The organism is Kribbella sp. NPDC051952 (genome assembly GCF_040680855.1).
Taxonomy (GTDB): Bacteria; Actinomycetota; Actinomycetes; order Propionibacteriales; family Kribbellaceae; genus Kribbella.
Genome location: NZ_JBFAXQ010000018.1, coordinates 13,084 through 32,900 on the forward strand (window position 1 = coordinate 13,084; position 19,817 = coordinate 32,900).

Consider the following 19,817-nt stretch of genomic DNA (forward strand, 5'->3'; position numbering starts at 1 on the left):
CCTAACGGTCCCCACCGACAGTGGGCTGACACACTGGCCGTACGGGAACACTGAGCTATCCGTGTTCGTCAGGCAAGAGGGTGTGTCCCGCACCCTGAGAAGTTCACGTACCCCTTGAAAGGCATCTGGATCCATGCGTTCGACGCTTACCCGCGGTGTTGCCGCCGCCCTCCTCCCGACTCTCGGCGTGCTGGTCCTGGCCGGTTGTGGTGGAGGCGATTCCGACAGCGGCTCGAGCACCCCGTCGCCGAGCGCGCCCGCGAGTACGCCGAGCAGCTCGCCGACCGACCTGCCGACGATCTCGCCGACGCCGGGCAAGCCGAACACAAGCACCCCGTCGAACACCGCGGACCCGTCCGGTGAGCAGGCCGACGTGACCATCAACGTCACCGTTGCCAACGGCAAGGTCAACCCGAGCGGCGCGACCATCAAGGCCAAGGCCGGCCAGACCGTCCTGGTCACCGCGGTCAGCGACGCCGCCGACGAGGTCCACATCCACGGCTACGACAAGGAGCTCCCGCTCACCCCGGGCAAGCCCGCGTCGGTCAAGTTCACCGCGAATATGAAGGGCACGTTCGAGATCGAGACGCACGAGAGCGACAAACTGGTCGCCAAACTCGTCGTCTCGTGAACACACCTTTACTGCTGCCGCTGCACGGGATTGGTGGGCGGCAGGATCTGCCGATTCCGTTCGGACTGGCGGTTGGTGGTGCCGCGGTCGCGGTCGCCGTCTCGTTCGTCGTACTCGGGCTGGCCTGGCGGAGTCCGAAGTACCGGGGTAACGCCTCCGGCAAGCCGTTGCCTGCCGCAATCACCCGGACGGTCGACGCGGTCTGGTTCCGCTGGGTCGTCCGGCTGGTCGGCCTGGCGATCTTCGTGTACGCGATGGTGTCGCTGATGTTCGGCGTGGACCGGCTGACGAACCCGATCTTCGGCTTCATCTACATCCTGGTCTGGGTCGGCCTGGTCCCGATCTCGCTCGTCTTCGGCCCGGTCTGGCGGACCCTCAACCCGCTCCGGACCATCCACCTGCTGCTCTGCAAGGCGCTGCGGCAACCGCCGTCGAAGGGCGTCCTCGAGCTGCCCGCCTGGGCGGGACTGTGGCCGGCCGCGCTGGGCATCTTCGCGTTCACCTGGCTGGAACTGGTCGCGCCGGACCGCGCCACCATCCCCGTCCTGCAGGCGTGGATCGCGCTGTACGTCGTGATCACCATGTTCGGCGCGATCCTGTTCGGCGACCGCTGGTTCTCGACCGGCGACCCGTTCGAGGTCTACGCGACGCTGATGTCGCGGCTGTCACCGTGGGGCCGTCGTACCGACGGATCGCTGGTGGTCCGCCGCCCGCTGGAGAACCTGGACGGCCTGAAACCGCAACCCGGTCTCGTCGGCATGGTCGCGGCCTTGCTCGGATCGACGGCGTACGACGGCTTCTCGAACTCGTCGGCGTGGATCGGCTGGGCGCAGAACCAGGACATCTCGATGACCTGGCTCGGCACCGGCGCACTGATCGTGTTCATCCTGTTCGTCCTCGTCACCTACTCCAGCGCGACGCTACTGGCCGGCCGCCTGTCGGACAGCTCCCGCAAGGCGCTCCCCGGCCTGTTCGCGCACTCCGTCGTACCCATTGCTTTCGGGTACGTCGTTGCGCACTATCTGACCCTGTTCATCCTCGAAGGGCAGCGGACGCTCATCTACTTGAGTGACCCGCTCAGCAACGGTGCCAACATCTTCGGCACCGGGCTGCTCGCGGTGAACACCGGCATCACCAACCACAGCACGACGATCGCGGTCATCCAGGTCGTCGCCGTCGTCTGCGGACACCTGCTCGGCGTCACGTCAGCCCACGACCGTGCGGTCGCGTTGTTCCCCCGCACCAAGGCCCTCGCCGGCCAACTCCCCCTGCTGGTCGTGATGGTCGGGTACACCTGCGCCGGTCTGCTCCTGCTCTTCTCTTCGTGATGTACACCCCCGCAGAACGCTTACAGCTGCGCGATGCGCTGGTCGCGGCGGCCCGGGCAGACGCACGCATCACAGGTGCGGCCCTGACCGGGTCTGCCGCAGTGGGTGCTGAGGACGAGTGGTCGGATATCGATCTGGCCCTCGGACTCAGGCCGTCGGCCGATCAGGACTCCGCTGTGGCGGACTGGACGTCGCGCATGTACCGCGACCACGCCGCCGTCCACCACACGGACATGTGGTCCCGCGGCACCGTCTACCGAGTCTTCCTGCTGGAGTCCACCCTGCAGGTCGATATCGCGTTCGCACCCGCCGCCGAGTTCGGCGCTCTCGCACCGACCTTCCAGCTCCTCTTCGGTGAGCCGGTCGAGCAACCAGCCCACGGTGCACCTTCACCGGTGGACCTGATCGGCATGGGCTGGCTCTACGCCCTGCATGCACGCTCCAGCATCGCCCGGGGCAAGGTGTGGCAGGCGGAGTACATGGTCAGCGGTGTCCGCGACCACGTGCTGATGCTGGCGTGCTTGCGGCATGGCGTGCCGCATTCACAGGGCCGTGGTCTGCACCTGTTGCCCGCAGCTACCACTGCGGCGGTTGAGCCCACACTGGTGCGGTCGCTGGAGCCCGCCGAGTTGGTACGAGCGTTCCGCGCCAGTGTCGACGTGCTGCTGGCTGAGGCCTCGCTGGTTGACGCCGAGCTTGCAGTCAGGCTTGAGGGTCCGTTGCGGGCGTTGGTTTAGGCAGGCTGCGGCTGGTGACCGCCAGCAGGATGAAGGCGATCATCCCGACGATCAGGTGCGAGTTGCCGGGGATGGACTGCCAGAAGGTCCAGCTGAGCTCGCGGTCGTCGCGGAACGGCACCCACCAGATCGACCGCAGTACGAACAGGCCGTAGAAGAGCACTCCGGTCACGACCGCGGGGTTGAGGCCCCAGACGCGGTTGATCGCGCGGATCAGGCTCACGCCGAGCGGGATCATCCAGACCCAGTGGTGGCTCCACGAGATCGGCGACGCGTACAGGACGGCCAGAGCCATCACCGAGATAGCGGTGACGCGCTCGTCGGCCAGCCAGTACCGCCGGGCCATCCAGAGCACGAGCAGGCCGAACACGACCGACAGCAGGAACCACGCCGGTTGCACCCAGCCCGCGTCGTTGCCGATCCGGTGCAGGAAGCCGTTGAACGACTGGTTGCCGGTGTACGCGATCCCACCGACCCGGTTGGCATCCAGGATGACGTCGGTCCAATAGCGCCAGGACTGGTGCGGCACGATCGCGAACCCGATCGCCATCGTGGCCAGCAACCCGAGTACGGCGTTGCGCAGCGCACGCCACTGCTTCGTCACCACGAGCAGCGCCAGGAACGGCAGCGGGGTCAGCTTGACGCCGATCGTGACCCCGAGCCAGAACCCCCGCAGCCGGGCGTCGTTCGGCCGGACCATATCCAGCAAGATCATTGCCGTCAGCAACAGGTTGATCTGGCCGAACTGGATGGTCTGCCAGACCGGCTCGAGCAACAGCGACAACACCGTCAGCGCGATCAGCACCGCGGTCCGCTTGCGCTGGGTGATGAACGACCAGAACGTCTTGGTCAGACTGGTCCGCCAAAGCGCTGTGATGCAGAGCACCGAGAGCGTCGTCCACGCCACCAGCGCGACACCCCACGGGACCGCGGCCAGTGGCACCATCGCGATCGCGGCGAACGGCGGGTAGGTGAACGGCAGTCCGGAGCCGGCCAGCTTGGCGTCGTACAGCGCATCGCCGTGCAGGAGGACCGAGCCACCCATCCGGTAGACGCGCAGGTCGATCATGCCGCCGTACAGGCTGGCCACCCAGGCGCCGAGGGCAACGAACACCGCGCAGGCGACGACCGCGATCAGGACGCGGCGGCGCCCGGCCGGGCGGGGTGGGGAGGAGGGGGTGGTGGTCACGGTCACGTCAGGTCGGCTCCGAACAGGGATTCCAGCGCTCGCCGGGTGTCGTCGTACGAGGTGTGCAGCAGGCCGGTCATGCCCACCGCACGGGCGCCGTCGACGTTGAGTTCGAGGTCGTCGATGAAGACGCACTCCGCCGGCTTCAGGTCCAGCCGGCTCGCGGCCAGCAGGAAGATCTCCGGCTCGGGCTTGCGCAGCCCGACCTCACCCGAGATCACGATGTCGTCGAACATCCCGTCCCAGGTGTCGCGCGGGTAGCTGTTGCCCCAGGAGTTGGACAGCAACGCGGTCCGGATCCCGTGCGAGCGGGCCCGGCGGACCAGCGCGTTCATGGCCGGCTGGTGCTCGAAGTGCGCGAACATCCGCTCGATCAGCCCCTCGGCGGGCACCGGCGTACCGTCGGTGCGGACCAGGATCGTCGCGAGTTTGCGCTCGAAGTCGGGCACAGCGATCTGGCCGCGTTCGAGGGCGTGCACCGGGTTGAGCTCGGCGGTCGCGGAGGCGTCCGGGGGCAGCCAGGACAGGAACGCCTGCAGGTAGGAATCGAAGTCGAACCCGTCGAGTTCGGCCCAGCGCCGCAGCGCCGCTTCCAGGCCGGAGGTGAGTACGCCGCCCCAATCCACCAGCAGGCCGCGCGGCACCGCCTTGACCTCTGACATGCCCGCCAGCCTACTCAGACGACCGGACCTCTCACCCTGCCGGTCCCACCCATAACCGTCAGTGCACGTATCCGACCGTCACGTTTCCCGGCCCCACTCCAACCCCCACTTAGTGCACGTACTCGACTGTCACGTTTCCTGAGGAGGTCTTCGCCTTGATCGTGCGAGTTGCGTTGGGGTCGATCTTCACGTTGGCGGACTCGTCGCCGGACGAGGTGTCGGTGTCGACCTTGTACGCCTCGTCGCCGGTCGGGATGCGGATCGAGACGTCACCCGAGCTCGCCTTGGCCTCCACCGACTGCGGCGCGACCGCGAAGTCGAGCTCCGCCTCACCCGAGCTGCTCTCGGTTTTCACCGTGGTCGACGTCAGCCCATGCGCCTCGATATCACCCGAACTGGACACCATGCTCAACGTCCCGCCGACGTCGTGCACCTCGAGGTCGGCCGAGCTCGACTTGAGATCCACCCCACCGGTGAGCCCGGAGACCTTCACGTCACCGCTGCTCGTCCGCAGCGTCAGCGGCACGTCCTTCGGCACAGTCACGATGTACAGCGTCTTGCACCCGAACGACAGGAACCCGCAGCCGTTGGACTTCAGCTCCAGCTTGCCGTCCTCGTACCTCTCCTTCGGGTCCGAGCCGAACACGTTCCGCTCGAACTGCCGCTCGATGTGGACGTCCGTCCCGTCCCCGGCGCGCACCTCGACCTGGGCGGAGCTGCTGTCGATCCGCAGCGCGTCGCCCTGCACCGGGTAGCTGTCCTGGCTGGTCTTGTTGCCGTCGCTCAGACCGGTCAGCGCCCAGTACACGCCACCGAGGATGAGCGCGACCGAGATCGCGATGCCGTAGCGGCGCTCGGTGCTCATCGTGCCGGCCGGTCGGCCCTGGACGTCGGACATATTTCTCCCTGGATGGTCAGTACCCCAACCCTGACACACCCCAGCCCTTGTGTCGGTGGGGACTTCCCCCGGATTCGACCCTGAAATCAGCCCCCGAAATCCTTGGCCACGGCGGCGGCCAACTGCTGGAGGGCCTTGCGGAGCTTGCTGGACTTGGCCGCCTCCGCCAGGCTGCGGCCGCGGGACATCGCGGCGTCCACGGCGCTCAGGTCGTACGGAAGCAGGGCGGCCGGCTGGATTCCGGCGTACTGGCTGAGCGCCTCGCCGACCGCGTCCGCCGGTGAGCTGCCGAGGGAGCCGGAGCGGATCCGGTTGACCACGACTCTGAGGTTGACCGACGGTACGACGGCGCGCACCTCGTGGATCGCCCGGATCAGGCGGGTCAGTCCGACCGGGTCCGCCGTACCGACGACGACGATCTCGTCGGCCTCCTCGAGCGTCGCCAGCGTGGCGCCGTTGCGGCGGGGCGCGAGCGAGTCGAACGAGATCTCCTCGTCCGTCTCGATGCAGAAGCCCACGTCGACCACGGTGACGGGCGCGAGCAGGCGGGCGGTCGACCAGATCGACTCGACCGCGGCCGGTCGCAACTCCGTCCAGCGGTCTGCACGGCTCAGGCCGGTCAGCACGAGCAGATGCGGCTCGACCTGGCGAGCGTGCTTCGCGAGCATCACCATGTCGAGCGAACCACTTGACGCGGACCGGGCCGCGGCCGCCAGCCCGGAGGTCTCGTCGAGCATCCCCAGCAGTTGCGCGACGGTCCCGCCGTACACATCGGCGTCCGCGAGCAGCGTAGGGACACCTTTGATCGCGAGTTCGCAGGCAAGTCCGGCGGCGACCGTCGTACGTCCGGGCGCGCCGGTCGGGCCCCAGACCGCGATCAGCCGGCCACTGCCCTGGTTGTAGGTGGGCGGCGGGTTGCCGGCGGTCTCCGGCGTCACGGGTACGAAGCCACCGCCGAAGTGCGACACCGACACGGGCGGGCCGGACTCGACCGCGTCGACGACTGCACGGCCCAGGTCCTCCGGGCTGACGTCGGCCGGGAGGATGCGCTCGATCCCCATCCGACTCAGGCGATCCTCGGCGCCGAAAGGCGCGCCGTTCTCGGTCGGGTCCACGAGCGCGAGTACGACGATGCCGCGGGCGTGCAGCGCGGACACCGCATCGGACGAGAGCCGGGACAGGTCGTCGGCCAGCACGACCGCACGGGCCTGGCCACTCGCCGCGGCCGCCATCACGTCGGCGATGTCGACACAGCGCCGTACGACCCGGATCCCGGGCGCGCGCTCGGTCCGGCGTACGACGTCTGCCTCCCACGGCGCGCCCGTCACGGCCAGGAGGACAGGGACTGACATCAGTTGGCCCGCCGGATCAGGGTGGGCTCGCCGGTGCTCATCGCGGTGAGTGCGACCGGCAGCCGCTGCACGTCGGTCGACGAGAGGCCGATGAGGACCTGCCTGCGGGCCGTGCCGCCCGAGACGCCTTTCACCGCGTCGATCTGAAGCACGCGGACGCTCGTCCACAACGGCTTCGCCGCCTGGCCTTGCGACTTGGGGACGACCCAGATGTCGACCATGTCGCCGGCGGCGGTGTCCGCCGGGAGTTGACCGCTCGGGACGGACAGCGGCAGCTCGGTGCGGTCGGTGTCGGACTCGGCGACGGCGGCGTCCCGCGGCACGAACTCACCGGAATCGACCGCGCGGGCCACGACGAGACCGTTGAGATTGGCGTCGGCGGCAACGTACTTGTCCGCGTCCTCAGTGCTGGTGAAGCGCACCCGGACGGTGGTGAGGTCGTCGCTGGTCAGCTTCGAGCCGGCGGCCAGGTCGTGCTTGGCCGCCCAGATCGTGGTGGTGTCGTCGGCGGCCGACAGCAGCTTCGCGCCGGCCAGTGCGGTGATCGCGACGAGCAGCACGCCGAGCACGAGCCGGCCGTCCTTCCACCGCGCCCGCCGGTTGCGTTGGGCCGGAGCGGACGGCGCCCCGAAACCACTCCGCACTGCTGTGTCGACCACGTCGGACTCCCCAGTCGTTCGAACGCTCTTGAAGCGGTCATTCTGCCGTGTTCCGGATCTCGGCGTGAACGGTCATCCACAGGCTGTCACCTCGCCGGGTCGCCTGGGGACAACTGGGATCGTTCCGGGGCCAACCGTGGCAAACTGAAGGAACCAGCCACTACGTGAAGGAGTAGGACGGATGCCGGGCCCCCGATTCCTCCAGCTCGCCGACGTCGCCGAGGTTCTCAACATCTCCGCGAACCAGGTCTACGCCCTGGTCCGTCGCGGCGACATCCCGGCGGTCAAGATCGGCGGGCGTGGTCAGTGGCGGGTCGAGTCGACCGAGCTGGAGAAGTACATCTCGCGGCTCTACACAGAAACCCGCGAGTTCATCGACACCCACCCCTTCGGCGAAGAAGCCGACCAGGCAGAAGAAGCCCACCAGTAACTGCGAGTTGGGTCAGCGGCGGCGTAGGGCTCGGAGGGCTTGGGTGGGGACCAGGCGGACGTTGTAGACCTCGGTCCGGCGGCGCGGGGCGTCGAGCGGATGCTCGGCCAGTTCGAGGAAGTCGGCGCCGACGCGGTCGATCGTGCCGGTAACCGGCGCTCCCCCGGCGCAGAACAGCGTGACCGGCGAGCGATCGCGCGCAATCCCCCGCAGCAAATGAGCTAGCCCCAGCTTGCCTTCGACGGCTCCGACCGCCGGCTCCGCCCACGGGCCCAGCCGATGTACGGCGAGCAGCGCGTCGACCGGGATCAGCCACTCCTCGTAGCGCTCGGTCTCGATCAGCAGGCAGTCCTTCCCGACCCGGCTCAACGTGCCGTGCACCGGATCGGAGTCGATCAGCTCGACCCGTACGACGGTGTCCACCGCCCCGCGGAGCCGGTCGAGCACGGTGATCTTGCCGACCTCGGCGCGGACCCGATCCGCGACTTCGCCGTACAGGTCGCCCTCCTGGAGCGCCTCGAACTGCGACTCCAGGTCCGCGAACAGCGCATCCCACCGCATACCCGCGAATTTACAGGACTTGCTAAGTGGTCGTAAGTCCGGTCTATAGTGGTCAAGCCAACGCAAACTAAAGCAAACTAATAGATCGAGGGTGAATACGATGATCCGAGGGGTGAAAGGGATGCTCGCGGTGGTCGCGCTGGCCGCCGTCGGCCTCGGATTGCGCTGGATGACCGCCGGGTCGATCAGCGGCGTGAACACCTACGACCTCGAGTCGATGACGGTCCTGGCGATCGGGACGGTCGCGTGGATGGCGTACGGGTGGCTGGTGCTCGCGGTCGTTCTCACGGTCCTCGAGCAACTTCCCGGCGTGCTCGGTGCGCTCACGGGGATCATCGCGAGGCGGATCACGTCGACGGCGGCTCGCACTCTGCTCCGCTCCAGCCTCGGCGTCGCCGCCGTCACTCCCCTCACCGTCGCCGTAGCCCACGCCACCCCCGGCGACGGCCACACGTCCCCACAGACCGAGCCCCGCTCCACGGTCCAACTCACAACCACCACCAACTGGCGCGCCACCGAGCCGGCCTCAACAGGCCGCATCGGCGCCACTCACCTCACCGGTCAGCTGGATCCCGCCCGAACTCGCCAGGCGGATGCACCGTCCCGCTCGACGGACTGGCGAGCCACCGAGCCCCGATCAACCGTCCGCCTGACCGAGCAGCCACCCCGGCGCCTGCACGCACCAACCCCACACACCCGAGCAGCCGTGCCACACCGACCCAGCCCAACCGACTCGCAGACTCGGGCAGCTCAGCCAAAGCCGTCCAACAGGCGAACCGATGAGCCCAACCCGCGCACTCGGGTGGCTCAGCCGAAGCCCCCCAGCGAGCGGACCGACTCGCCTGACTCGCAGACTCCTTCAGCTGCCCCGGAGCAGTCGACGGGGCGGACGGACACGGCATCCCCGCGGGGTCGGGTGGTTGGGCCTGCTGCGTCCAGGGGGCGGAGCGACGTGCCCAGGTCGCGGGGGCGGATGGCTGTGCCGGATCGGCCTGCTGTTGGGGCTGCTACTCGGTACACGGATCTGCGGTCCGGGGTTGCGGGGCGGGTGGTGGTGAAGGCCGGGGACTCGTTGTGGAGTCTCGCGGCGCGGGAGCTCGGGCCAGGAGCCAGTGCGGCGGCGGTCGCGGCTCGGTGGCCGGAGTGGTACGCCGCCAATCGTCAGGTGATCGGGCCCGATCCCGACCTCATTCTTCCCGGTCAGGTGCTGCACATCCCGGCAGCCGCGACCAGTCAGCACGTGCCGCCCACCCACCAGGAGAAGTGACATGAGCCAGCCCCACGACCTCCGCGCGGACGACCTCCAACCCCCACACCTGCGGGCCGTCGACTCCACGTCCAGCCGGAACACCCGCGACCCCGAGCCTGAACGCGATCGCGAGCTCGCGCACCGGGTGCCGTCGAGCGTTCGGCACGCGGAAAGCATGACCGGCGAGGCGCTGTCGTCGCGGTTGCACGCCATCACCCGACTGGGTGTCGTCCCCACACCCCAGGCCGTCACCCGACAGGCCGCGGTCCCCACGCCGCGGGCCATCACCCGGCAGGCCGCGGTCCCCGCGCCGCAGGCCGAGCCCATGCCGGGAAGCGCGGCCGCGCCCCGCTCGACGCCGATCGCCGCCGGGGTGCCGGATCCGCGCGCTTGGGGTTCGAAGTTGGTGCAGGCGGTGTCGGAGGTGCTGGCGGGAGACCGGCCGATCTCGCAGCTCGTGCGGTTCACGGACGAGGCCGTCTTCACCGAGCTGAATCGGCGGGTTCGCCTCTTGGGTCTGAGTACGACGGCAACCGGCCGCGGGGCCAAGGAGCGGAGTGCGGTGCGGTCGGTGCGGGTGTGTAAGCCGGCCGTGCACGTCGCCGAGGTCGCAGCACACGTGCGGCACGGCGAACGGTCCTGCGCGATCGCGCTGCGGATGGAGATCCGCCGCAACCGCTGGGTCTGCACAGCCCTCGAACTCGGCTAACCAAGCCAGGCCCAACAGGCTCACAAGCCGGTGATGGCCGTTGGTTTCGAACTCTGGGTTGAGCTGCTGCGTCACTATCAGCGCAATCTGATCGTGCTGTTGCTGTCACGTGGCTGCGGCAGGCGCGACGTACCGTAACCGGGTCGGTCGGAAGACCTGCCTCCATCGTTCGGGGGAACGAATGCCAGACACCATCACCATCAGGACCCTGGATTCCAGCGGACCTGCCGACACTGCGCGTCCGGAGTCAACTGGGGCGACGCCGGACGCGCCTTGGCGGGTCGATGTGGACGCCCTGACCGACGCGGAACGGGCGCGTGTCATGCCCGCGTTGCGACGCCGTCGGTGGACCGAGCGGATGCCGCTGCTCTATCCACTGGCCGTGCGGTACCACCGCGTGCTCAAGCGCCTCGAGTGGATGCGTTCCAAGACGCCGTACGCACGGAATCGGCAGGTGGACGACCTGCCGGTGCGGGTGAAACGACACAAGTCGCTGTTGTTGCGGCAGCTCGGTGAGACCGAGATGTGGATGCAGCACAACAAGGTGACCAACCTGAAGCTCGCGTGTGCGCAGGTGGACGGTCTGGTGATCCGGCCGGGCGAGACGTTCTCGTTCAACAAGCTCGTCGGGAACGCGACCCGCCGCAAGGGGTACGCGAAGGGCATGCGGTTGTCGAACGGGCAGGCGCGGCCGGGCATCGGCGGCGGGATCTGTCAGCTCGCGAACCTGCTGCACTGGATGGTGCTGCACTCGCCGATGACCGTGACGCAGCGATCCACGCACAGCTTCGACCCGTTCCCGGACAACGGCCGGGTGCTGCCGTGGGGTGTGGGCTGCAGCATCGTCTACAACTACGTGGATCTGCAGTTCCGCAACGACACCGACCAGACGTTCCAGCTCCGGGTCGGCGTGGGCGAGCGCTACCTCGAGGGCGAGATCCTCGCCGACGTGCCCGGCGAGACGTCGTACCGGGTGTTCTCCCGTGGCGAGCGGTTCCTCCGCCTCGGCGCGAACTACTTCCGCCGCAACGAGATCTGGCGAACCGTCATCGACCGCCGCACCGGTACGACGGTCCGCGACGAACTGATCCGCGAGAACGTTGCCCTGGTCAAATATGTCCCGACCGGCGTAGAGATGTACGACGTAGTCACCAAGCACTGACACCTAGTCCAGCAAAGAACAGCCGTACTTCTCGAAGAGGGCGGCGACATTGCCGGAGAAGCCGCCGTGCAGCTCGGCGAGCATCGCGTTGGTCTTCGCCGACATCACCAGGACGTACTTGGCCGACTCCTCACCCGGATTGCCGAACGTATGCGGTACGCCGCGCGGCCCGACGATCCCGGACCCCGCCGGTACGTCGTAATCCTCGCCGTCAATGCGGAGCCGCAGCGTGCCGGACAACACGTACCACGCTTCGTCGTCCTCGTGATGGACGTGCATCGGCGCCTGCCAGGCGACCTCGTCCGTGACCCGCCCCGCCGCCTCCCACTCCGCGAGTACAAGTCCCGAGCCTTCTGGGGCAACGGTGCGCCCGAGTAGCGGCACTCCGGACAGATCATCGCGACGCGGCATGACGAGCTCCCCAGGTGAGATACATCGTGCCGATGAGGGTACGGGGAGGTCGTCGGCCGGGGAACTGTCGGTGGTGAGGGGCAGACTGGAAGAGTGACTGTGGTTGTCGAGCCGTACCGGGAGCGGCCTGCGCGGGTGTCCGGCGCGCAGGTGTGGACGCGGACGGCCGAGGGCGGGGACTACCGGATCCTGCCGGACGGCTGCATGGATCTGTTGTTGCTCGATGACGACCTGATCGTCGCCGGCCCGGACAGCCGGGCCTGGACGGGGAACGCCGAGCGAGGGACCAGGTACGCCGGGATCCGGTTCGCACCCGGGACCGCGCCGGACTTCCTCGGCGTACCGGCGAAGGAGTTGCTGAACGAGCGGGTCCCGCTGGCGGAGCTGTGGTCACCCACGCGAAGCAGACGGTTGCTCGACCGGATCCGGTCTGCGCCGGATCAAGCACAGGCATTGGACGACGCGGTCGCGAGCCTGGCCGAAGAGCCGCCGGATCGGCTGATCACGCAAGTACTGCGCAGCATCCGGGCCGGCGTGCTGCGCGGTGGAGCCGGCGTCTGGGGCCTGGCCGGCAGCGTCGGCCTGAGTGAGCGACAACTGCACCGTCGCTGTCTGAACGCGTTCGGCTACGGCCCGAAGATGCTCGACCGCGTCCTCCGCATGAACGTTGCCCTCGACCACGCTCGCACCGGCGCCGGCCTCGCCGATGTCGCCGTCCTGCATGGGTATGCCGACCAGGCCCACTTCACCCGCGACGTCAAGGCCCTCACCGGTCTCCCGCCTCGGATACTCCTGGGCTGAGCCACCGATGCGTGCCAGCATTACTCTTCATGATCGGTGATGCCGAGATCAGTACGGCGACTCTGCGGCACAACCCGTTGAACGCGGTGACGGCGACCGTGGAGCGGATCACGTACGCGGACGGCCGGACCGCGGTGCGTAAGCAATTGCGGAAGCCGGTGGACTCGACCGGTCCGTGGGCCGCGTCGACGGACCCGCGACACTGGAACTACTGGCGCCGTGAGGTCGAGGTCTACCAGGACGACGAGCTCCGCCGGCAACTCTCGGACGCCGGTCTCGTGCTTCCGGCCGCGGAGGTCGAGGAGCACGCCGAGGGCGCCGTACTCACGATGGAAGACATCAGCGGAACACCGGGGACCGAGTTCAGCCTGGCCGAGCACGCCGTCTTGGCGCGGGCCTGCGGACGGTGGCAGGCACGGCCTGCAGGCGAGCGGGAGTGGACGTCGCGCGGATTCCTGCGCGACTACTCCACTACCCGCGACGTCCCGTGGCAGTTGCTCGACGACGACACGGCCTGGCAGCAGCCGTTGATCGCAGAGAACTGGCCACCACAGTTGCGCGCCGCATGGATCCGGTTGCTGGCACAGCGCGACGAGCTGCTCGACCTGGTCGCCGCGCTGCCCCGCGCCCGCTGCCACCTCGACTTCTGGGTCTCGAACGTGATCCAGCGACCAACCGGCGAGCTCGCACTGTTCGACTGGGCGTTCACCGGCGACGGCGCGCTCGGCGAGGACCTCGGCAACCACATCCCCGACGCCGTGTTCGACCTGTTCTGGCCGGCCGAGCGCCTGCCCGAACTCGCCGAGACGTGCATCGCCAACTACCTCGACGGCCTGCACGAGGCGGGCTGGCACGGCAACCCCGACCAGGTCCGCCTGGCTGTGATGGCGTCCGGCATCAAGTACGCCTGGCTCCTTCCCGGCCTGCTCGGCCGGGCCTCCGAGCCGTCCCACAAGGCGTACCACCAACAGGCCGACAGCCGGCACCTGTTCCATCAACGCGGCCAGGCCCTCGCCTTCATCGCGGACCGCTGTGCAGAGGTCCTTAACCGAGTACGACGGTGAATCCGCCGGGCTGCACCTCCGCCTGACCGGTGCGGGAGTGCAGCTCACCCGAGGCCGTGTAGTTGTACGCGCGGCCCCGCACACCCACCCGGCGGGGATGTGAGTCGACGCTGGTGAGCAGAGTCGCGCTACCCAGCCGCAGTGTGCTGATCAACGGGATCAACAGCAACGCATCGATCTGAGCCGAGCCACGAGCAGTAGCGGTCAACGTGGTTGCCCCAGCCGGAAGAGCAGCGGCCAGCGTGACCGGTTGCAGAGCGCCAGGTGCGGCGGAGATGCCTTGCGGCCCAGTCACATGGGTGATGGTGCCGAGCGTGCGCGACCCAGACCTCCAAGTAGTGCGAGCCGGCGACGACGAGTTGACGAGGTTCACGATCGGCAGCACCAGCCGCCCCTGCGATGACGGCGGCAGCGTCCAGGTCGCAGCAGCAGTCAGAGACAGGTACGAGCCGTTGCTCCATTGCGATTCGCCGGTCCAAGCCGACGGCGGCGTGACCACCTCACCACCGACCGCGGACTCACCCTCAACGACCTGAAGACCGTCGTACGTCGGATGTCCGGCAAGGCGCGCCACCTCGGGATGGGCGTCGAGAGCGAGCATGGAGAGCTGGCCGTGGATCGTGGATTCGGCGCCCGAGTTGCGGTTGACCACGCCGTCGCCGGAGACACCGTCGTACGTGCGACCGGTGGTCTGGTCGTACGTCGGTTCGCCGGCCTTGTTCGCGCCGAAGTACCAGGCGGCGACGAACGCGGCGACCTGCTTCAAGCCAGGCCGGCCTACCGCGAGCAGACCCTGCAGCCGGGCGTCGACGCCGTACGCAATCTGCGTCCGGTCGATCGGCGCGGGGAGCCACCCGTTGTCGGGTCCGCCCGCAGTCATCAGTAGTGGCGTGAAGCCGGCCGTGTCCCCGATCGCCGGCGCCAGCAAGCGGCGAGAGCCCAGCGCTGACGAGGCTGCGGCCAGCGCGGACGGCATCTGCGCGCCCCACGCGTGCCAGTCCGAGATCGACTCGCCCCACGGCAACAACGCCCGGAACGGCCACACCGCCCTCGACCCGGCACTCATGGCCGCGATGCCCTCAGCAAACTGAGCCAGCGCCCGCCGAGCCCGCGCAGACCCGCCAGTCCGGACATACGCGGACAAACCGAGCACCGCCTCGGACGTGGCGTCGGCGCCGTTCACGATCAACCACGCCGGCACCCGACGACCGTCGACAACGTTCCACTGGCCGTAGCGCACCAGCACCTGCCGCTCCAAGGCCGACACGGCAAGCTCGAGCCGTGCCCGAAGGAACTCCGCGAAAGCACGGTCAGCAGTGCGGAAGGCGGCGTACCCCTCCCCCAGCGCCCAGACCGTGCGGGCAAGCCAGTACGACGGTCCCGAGTCGGAGGGGTCCGGGAGCTCGACCGGATCGGCACTGGGGTTCAGCGTGCCGTCCGGTTGCATCCAGAGCACCACATTGCCGTTGCCTGACTGCAGGAACGTCAACCCACGCAGGAGATCCCGAGCGGCGACCATCGAGCCCCGCTCACCGAACTGACGCCAGTGCCGCAGGTACACCACAGCAGCCCGAGCGATGTCGTCCGCGTTGAAAGCACCCTGGCCGTAGGTGTTGGTGGCTGCGTCGTACGTGCCGCCGCCAATCCGTTTGTACGAACCATCGGACTGCCGGTCCGCGTAGGTCCACAGCACACCCAGTGGACCGGATCCGAAGGTGCTGTGGCCGGCAGTCGCCGGCGGCGTGACCGACGTACGCAGGAAGTTGAGGTGGGCGAGGTTGGACAACCGGCCGGAAGCAGAGGCCGGGAGTGTTACTGCTGATGCGGCGGCCAGGGCCACTGCACCGCCGAGGACGGTTCGGCGGGTCGGGTTCATGTCAATCGGTCCAATCTGGCCACACCGATGGCGGCGTCGGCCATGCCGTAGAAGACGTACCGGACGCCGTCGACCTCTTCGATGGCGGTCGGGAAGACGACGTTGCCGACGGTCCCGACCTTCTCCTCCTCGGTCTCCGGCACGAGGATCGGCTCGGTCGTACGAGCGATCACGCGGGTGACATCGTCGGGGTCGAGCAGCAGTGCGCCGGCCGCGTAGCAGACCTTCTGCGTGGTCGGGTCGAAGCCCTCCGGCTGCTCACCGGTGACGCCGTGGTGGATGACAAGCCAGCCTTCGGGAACCCGCAACGGCGCTGGACCGGCCCCGATCTTCAGCTCCTCGAACGGGTACTCCGACATCGCCACCAGCCGGTGGTTCCGCAGATGCACGAGATTCCGTACGTCGGCCTCGACAGCAGACACCGGTACGAACGACACCCAGATCCCCGGCCGGTCATCGGTCACCCCGGCCGGCAGGTGGACACCTTCGCCTTCGCGGAACCAGCCGAGGTCCCACATCGGCCGATGCAGCATCGCGTAGGACAGTTCGCCGTCGGGTCCCGGGACGGGCTCGGGGAAGAAGACCGTGTCCTTGTTGGGGAACAGGTTCAGATCCGTGTCCAGGTCGGCCTGGTACTCGAAGTGCAACGGCCCCAACCGCTTCCACGAGCGCAGATCCGTGGACACCGCCAATGCGGGCTTGGGTCCCAGTGGCCCATACGCGACGTACGTCATCACATGCAGCCCGAGCGACGGTACGAACGTCACCCGCGGGTCCTCGACGCCCGCGTTGTTCTTGCCCCGCTCCCAGCCTTCGTCCGGCGCGAGCACGACACCCTCACGCTCGACCCCGCTAGGGACACCGTCGGTCAGGAGGACGCGCGCCAGGCCGACCCGCGAGATATTGCCCGAGGCAACCAGTCGGGGCAGCAGGTACAGCTGCCCGTCCGGGGTGTGGCCGGTAGCCGGGTTCAGCACCCCTTCCGCCTCGAGGTCGTTGCCCGGGTCGGCCGTCATCAGCACGCCGATACGAGTCAGAGTGTAAGGAACAGTCACCACAAGATGCCTTTCACACAAGGAGAAATTAGCCCTTCACCCCGGACGAGATGTTCGTCGAGATGAAGCGGCGCTGGAAGATCAGGAACAAGGTCACCGCGGGCGCGGCCAGTACGCACGCCCCCGCGAGGACGGCACCGAACGGGTTCGCGGCCCGTGCCGAGACGGTCGTCAGGTAGTTCGACAACGACACCGCCAACGGCTGCAGGTCCTGCTGCTTGGTGATCAGGAACGGCCAGAGGAACTCGTTCCACGGCCCGATGAACGTCAGCAGTACGCCGGTCAGCAACGCCGGCTTCACCAAGGGCACCGCCACCCGCCACAGGATGCTCAACTCCGACGCGCCGTCGATCCGGGCCGCGTCGAACAACTCCTGCGGCAACTGCAAGAAGTACTGCCGGAACACGAAGACCGCGGTCGAGTTGATCGCGAACGGAAGGATCATCCCGAGGTAGGAGTCCGCCAGCCCGTAGCTGCGGACGATCATCACGTACAGCGGGATCGTCAGCAACTGGAACGGGACGACCTGGATCAGCAGCATCAGGTTGAACACGAACCCGCGACCCCGGAACTGCAACCGGGCCAGGGCGTAGCCGGCCAGCACGCCGAACACCAGCGTCCCGAGGATCACCCCGCCGGTGAAGATGCCGGAGTTGATCAGCGACCGGGCGAGGTGGATCGCCTTGTCGATCTCGCTGTAGTTGTGCAGGGTCAAGTTGCCGGCCGGGACCGCGCCCGCGATGGACGGATCCGGCTCCTCCTGCAGACTGCCGATCAGCATGTAGTAGAAGGGGAACAGGAACACGAACGCTCCGACGAGCAGCCCGACGAATCGAAGCTTCATCAGTCCTCCCTCCCCACGAATCGCCGTTCGACCAGGGCCAGGATCAGTACGCCGATCACCAGCAGCACGCCGATCGCCGAGCCGACGTCCGGATTGCCCTGCTCGATACCGCGCTGGTACATGATCAGCACCGGCGAGGCGGACGCCCCGTCCGGTCCACCGCCCCCGGTCAGCAGGTACGGCTCGGTGAACAGGTTCGCCCCGGTCACGGTCGCCAGCAGGACGACGAGGGTCGTAGCCGGCCGGACGCCGGGCACGGTCACGTTCAGGAACGACTTCCACTTGTTGGCGCCGTCCATCGACGCCGCCTCGTAGAGATCCTTCGACACGTTCTGCAACGCCGCCAGGTACAGCAGGATGAAGAACCCGAGCTGTTTCCAGGTCACGTAGATCGCGACCGTCGGCATGGCCAGCTTCGAGTTCACCAGCCAGGACGGGTCCGGTGCGAGCGGGCCGAGGACGGAGTTGACCAGCCCGTTCGAGTTGAACAGGAACAGCCAGACCCCGACCACGGCGACGCTCGCGGTCACGTACGGGACGTAGTACGACACCCGGAAGAACGTCCGCCACCGGATAGCCGAGTTCAGCGCGGTCGCCAGCGCCAGCGAGAAGATCACCGTCAGCGGGACGTTGATGACCAGGAAGATCAGCACGTTCCCGAACGCCCGCCGGACCGCGGGATCCGACAACACCGTCACATAGTTGTCGAACCCCACGAACGGCCGGTCCACGATCGCACCCGGCGCCGTGAAGAAGTAGTCGTGGAAGGACATGTACACCGCGAACCCGAGCGGGTACGCGAACACGGCCGCCAGGAACACGACGTACGGCGTGACGAACGCGGTCCCGATCGGATGCTCACCGAGGATCCGGGTGATCGGGTTGCGACGTGCCCCCGGTTTCATGACTGCTTGACGAGCTGATCGACCTTCTGCGCGGCGCCGTCCAGGGCCTCACCCGGGTCCTGCTGGCCGAAGATGACCGACTTCGAGTAGGCGTCGCGGAAGGTCTGCCAGATCGTGATCGAGTTCGGCACGTTCGGCACCTCGACCGTCCGCGCGGCCTGGTCGGCGAACACCTTGTAGTTCGGGTTCTTGGTGAAGTAGTCGGCGTACGTCGTCGCGACGTCCTTGCGCAGCGGCATCTGACCGGTCCCGGCCAGGAACTTGCCGTCCTGCTCCTGGCTGGTCGCGAACTTCAGCACGTCCCACGCCGTCCCGCGGTTCTGGCAGGCCGAGTACATCGCGACGTTCTTCGCATCGCTGAAGGTGTGGATCTCGTTGGCCGGCTTGCCCGCAGAGGTCGGGATCGGGACTACACCCCAGTCGACCTTGCCCTTGTACGTCGCGATCGCCCACGGACCGACTACTGCCATGGCGGCCGTCCCGTCGACGAACGCGTCGCCGGTGTACTTCTCCTGGGAGGCCAGCTTGTCCTGATACATGGTCCGCCAGAACGAGGCGACCTTCTTGCCCTCGTCCGACGCGAACGTCGCCTTGCCGTCGGCAACCAGCTGCTTGCCGCCGGTCTCGGCCGCGTACAGCGGGTAGAAGTCGAACCAGGACTGGTAGAACTCGTTGCTCGGCGCCGGGTAGATGGCGACCTTGGCTGCCTTCGCGGCGACCAGCTTGCGCGAGGTGGCGAGGAACTCGTCGTACGTCTTCAGCGGCGGGTTCGTGGTGTCGATACCGGCCTTGGCGAACGCCTTCTTGTTGTAGAAGATCATCACCGGGTTCGACTTCCAGGGCAGCTGGTAGTACTTGCCGTCGGTCGACTTGTACTGCTGCGCGACGTCACCGGAACGGTCCTCGATGTAGGACTTGCCGTCGCTGAACGAGTCCAGCGGCACCAGCCCGCCCTGCTTCTGGAACTGCGAGACCGAAGCAGGTGAGGTGTTGAAGATCAGGCAGGGCGCGTTGCCCGCGGTGATCGCGGCACCGATGACCTCCTCGGAGCTCTTCCCGGTCGGGATCTCCTGCGCGGTGACCTTCTGATCCGCGTGCGAGGAGTTCCAGGCGGCAACCATCTGCTTGCCCCAGGCCACTTCCTCGGCGTTGTTCGAGTACCAGATCGTGATCGGACCGCGCGCCTTGGCGGCGGAGTCGGCGTCACCAGAGCCGCCTCCGCTGTCGCCACAGGCGGCGAGTGAGCCGGCCAGGACAAGGGCCAGCAGTCCAGCTTGCAACTTCATGATTTCCT

The 19,817-nt window shown here is 67.9% G+C and carries 21 protein-coding genes; 9 read left to right on the forward strand and 12 right to left on the reverse strand.

Features of this window, described 5'->3' with window-relative positions:
- Window positions 1-133: 133 nt before the first annotated feature.
- From AB0L70_RS28765 to AB0L70_RS28775, 3 genes are read left to right on the forward strand one after another with little or no spacing between them, the layout of a single operon-like run.
- Window positions 134-631: a cupredoxin domain-containing protein gene (locus tag AB0L70_RS28765; RefSeq protein WP_363689545.1), complete on the forward strand. Its 498-nt coding sequence runs from the start codon at window positions 134-136 to the stop codon at window positions 629-631.
- Window positions 628-1,959: a hypothetical protein gene (locus tag AB0L70_RS28770; RefSeq protein ID WP_363689547.1), complete on the forward strand. Its 1,332-nt coding sequence runs from the start codon at window positions 628-630 to the stop codon at window positions 1,957-1,959. The genes AB0L70_RS28765 and AB0L70_RS28770 overlap by 4 nt, the downstream gene beginning before the upstream one ends.
- Window positions 1,959-2,696, forward strand: coding sequence for a nucleotidyltransferase domain-containing protein (locus tag AB0L70_RS28775; RefSeq protein WP_363689549.1), 738 nt, complete (start codon window positions 1,959-1,961; stop codon window positions 2,694-2,696). Before AB0L70_RS28770 ends, AB0L70_RS28775 begins: the two co-directional genes overlap by 1 nt.
- On the opposite strand, the gene AB0L70_RS28780 is transcribed toward AB0L70_RS28775, so the two are convergent.
- The 5 genes from AB0L70_RS28780 to AB0L70_RS28800 all read right to left on the reverse strand — a co-directional run bounded on the left by AB0L70_RS28780 (window position 2,662) and on the right by AB0L70_RS28800 (window position 7,456).
- Complete coding sequence (locus AB0L70_RS28780) at window positions 2,662-3,891, reverse strand: glycosyltransferase 87 family protein (protein ID WP_363689551.1); 1,230 nt, start codon at window positions 3,889-3,891, stop codon at window positions 2,662-2,664. The two genes, AB0L70_RS28775 and AB0L70_RS28780, sit on opposite strands and share 35 nt — an antisense overlap.
- Window positions 3,888-4,547: an HAD family phosphatase gene (locus tag AB0L70_RS28785; RefSeq protein ID WP_363689553.1), complete on the reverse strand. Its 660-nt coding sequence runs from the start codon at window positions 4,545-4,547 to the stop codon at window positions 3,888-3,890. The genes AB0L70_RS28780 and AB0L70_RS28785 overlap by 4 nt, the downstream gene beginning before the upstream one ends.
- Before the next feature lie 109 nt (window positions 4,548-4,656).
- Window positions 4,657-5,445 (reverse strand): DUF4097 family beta strand repeat-containing protein, encoded by a 789-nt coding sequence (locus tag AB0L70_RS28790; protein WP_363689555.1) that lies wholly within the window; start codon window positions 5,443-5,445, stop codon window positions 4,657-4,659.
- An 86-nt stretch (window positions 5,446-5,531) separates the two neighbouring features.
- Window positions 5,532-6,797 (reverse strand): hypothetical protein, encoded by a 1,266-nt coding sequence (locus tag AB0L70_RS28795; RefSeq protein ID WP_363689557.1) that lies wholly within the window; start codon window positions 6,795-6,797, stop codon window positions 5,532-5,534.
- A complete protein-coding gene (locus AB0L70_RS28800; RefSeq protein ID WP_363689559.1) occupies window positions 6,797-7,456 on the reverse strand; it encodes an SAF domain-containing protein in 660 nt (219 codons plus the stop codon). Before AB0L70_RS28800 ends, AB0L70_RS28795 begins: the two co-directional genes overlap by 1 nt.
- A gap of 181 nt (window positions 7,457-7,637) precedes the next feature.
- On the opposite strand from AB0L70_RS28800, the gene AB0L70_RS28805 reads away from it, so the two are divergent.
- On the forward strand, window positions 7,638-7,886 hold the full coding sequence (locus tag AB0L70_RS28805; RefSeq protein ID WP_363689561.1) for a helix-turn-helix domain-containing protein: 249 nt from the start codon (window positions 7,638-7,640) through the stop codon (window positions 7,884-7,886).
- A gap of 12 nt (window positions 7,887-7,898) precedes the next feature.
- On the opposite strand, the gene AB0L70_RS28810 is transcribed toward AB0L70_RS28805, so the two are convergent.
- On the reverse strand, window positions 7,899-8,447 hold the full coding sequence (locus tag AB0L70_RS28810) for a hypothetical protein (protein WP_363689563.1): 549 nt from the start codon (window positions 8,445-8,447) through the stop codon (window positions 7,899-7,901).
- A gap of 100 nt (window positions 8,448-8,547) precedes the next feature.
- On the opposite strand from AB0L70_RS28810, the gene AB0L70_RS28815 reads away from it, so the two are divergent.
- The 3 genes from AB0L70_RS28815 to AB0L70_RS28825 all read left to right on the forward strand — a co-directional run bounded on the left by AB0L70_RS28815 (window position 8,548) and on the right by AB0L70_RS28825 (window position 11,567).
- A complete protein-coding gene (locus tag AB0L70_RS28815) occupies window positions 8,548-9,714 on the forward strand; it encodes a LysM peptidoglycan-binding domain-containing protein (RefSeq protein ID WP_363689565.1) in 1,167 nt (388 codons plus the stop codon).
- A gap of 1 nt (window position 9,715) precedes the next feature.
- Window positions 9,716-10,405 (forward strand): Rv3235 family protein, encoded by a 690-nt coding sequence (locus tag AB0L70_RS28820; RefSeq protein ID WP_363689567.1) that lies wholly within the window; start codon window positions 9,716-9,718, stop codon window positions 10,403-10,405.
- Between the two features lie 181 nt (window positions 10,406-10,586).
- Window positions 10,587-11,567, forward strand: a complete 981-nt coding sequence (locus AB0L70_RS28825) for a VanW family protein (RefSeq protein ID WP_363689569.1) — start codon at window positions 10,587-10,589, stop codon at window positions 11,565-11,567.
- Between the two features lie 3 nt (window positions 11,568-11,570).
- Here AB0L70_RS28825 and AB0L70_RS28830 read toward each other — a convergent pair whose 3' ends face one another.
- The gene (locus AB0L70_RS28830) at window positions 11,571-11,978 is read right to left on the reverse strand and encodes a cupin domain-containing protein (RefSeq protein ID WP_363689571.1); all 408 of its coding nucleotides are present in this window, start codon (window positions 11,976-11,978) and stop codon (window positions 11,571-11,573) included.
- 93 nt (window positions 11,979-12,071) lie between these two features.
- On the opposite strand from AB0L70_RS28830, the gene AB0L70_RS28835 reads away from it, so the two are divergent.
- Both AB0L70_RS28835 and AB0L70_RS28840 read left to right on the forward strand, forming a co-directional pair.
- The gene (locus tag AB0L70_RS28835) at window positions 12,072-12,779 is read left to right on the forward strand and encodes a helix-turn-helix domain-containing protein (RefSeq protein ID WP_363689573.1); all 708 of its coding nucleotides are present in this window, start codon (window positions 12,072-12,074) and stop codon (window positions 12,777-12,779) included.
- A 29-nt stretch (window positions 12,780-12,808) separates the two neighbouring features.
- Complete coding sequence (locus tag AB0L70_RS28840) at window positions 12,809-13,843, forward strand: aminoglycoside phosphotransferase family protein (protein ID WP_363689576.1); 1,035 nt, start codon at window positions 12,809-12,811, stop codon at window positions 13,841-13,843.
- On the opposite strand, the gene AB0L70_RS28845 is transcribed toward AB0L70_RS28840, so the two are convergent.
- The 5 genes from AB0L70_RS28845 to AB0L70_RS28865 are packed head-to-tail and all read right to left on the reverse strand — an operon-like array spanning window position 13,824 to window position 19,809.
- Window positions 13,824-15,719, reverse strand: coding sequence for a hypothetical protein (locus AB0L70_RS28845; protein WP_363689578.1), 1,896 nt, complete (start codon window positions 15,717-15,719; stop codon window positions 13,824-13,826). The genes AB0L70_RS28840 and AB0L70_RS28845 overlap by 20 nt on opposite strands.
- On the reverse strand, window positions 15,716-16,774 hold the full coding sequence (locus tag AB0L70_RS28850; protein ID WP_363689580.1) for a glycosidase: 1,059 nt from the start codon (window positions 16,772-16,774) through the stop codon (window positions 15,716-15,718). Before AB0L70_RS28850 ends, AB0L70_RS28845 begins: the two co-directional genes overlap by 4 nt.
- A 28-nt stretch (window positions 16,775-16,802) precedes the next feature.
- Window positions 16,803-17,618, reverse strand: coding sequence for a carbohydrate ABC transporter permease (locus tag AB0L70_RS28855; protein ID WP_363689582.1), 816 nt, complete (start codon window positions 17,616-17,618; stop codon window positions 16,803-16,805).
- Window positions 17,618-18,523, reverse strand: coding sequence for a sugar ABC transporter permease (locus tag AB0L70_RS28860; protein WP_363689584.1), 906 nt, complete (start codon window positions 18,521-18,523; stop codon window positions 17,618-17,620). Before AB0L70_RS28860 ends, AB0L70_RS28855 begins: the two co-directional genes overlap by 1 nt.
- Window positions 18,520-19,809, reverse strand: coding sequence for an extracellular solute-binding protein (locus tag AB0L70_RS28865; RefSeq protein ID WP_363689586.1), 1,290 nt, complete (start codon window positions 19,807-19,809; stop codon window positions 18,520-18,522). The genes AB0L70_RS28860 and AB0L70_RS28865 overlap by 4 nt, the downstream gene beginning before the upstream one ends.
- Window positions 19,810-19,817 lie beyond the last annotated feature (8 nt).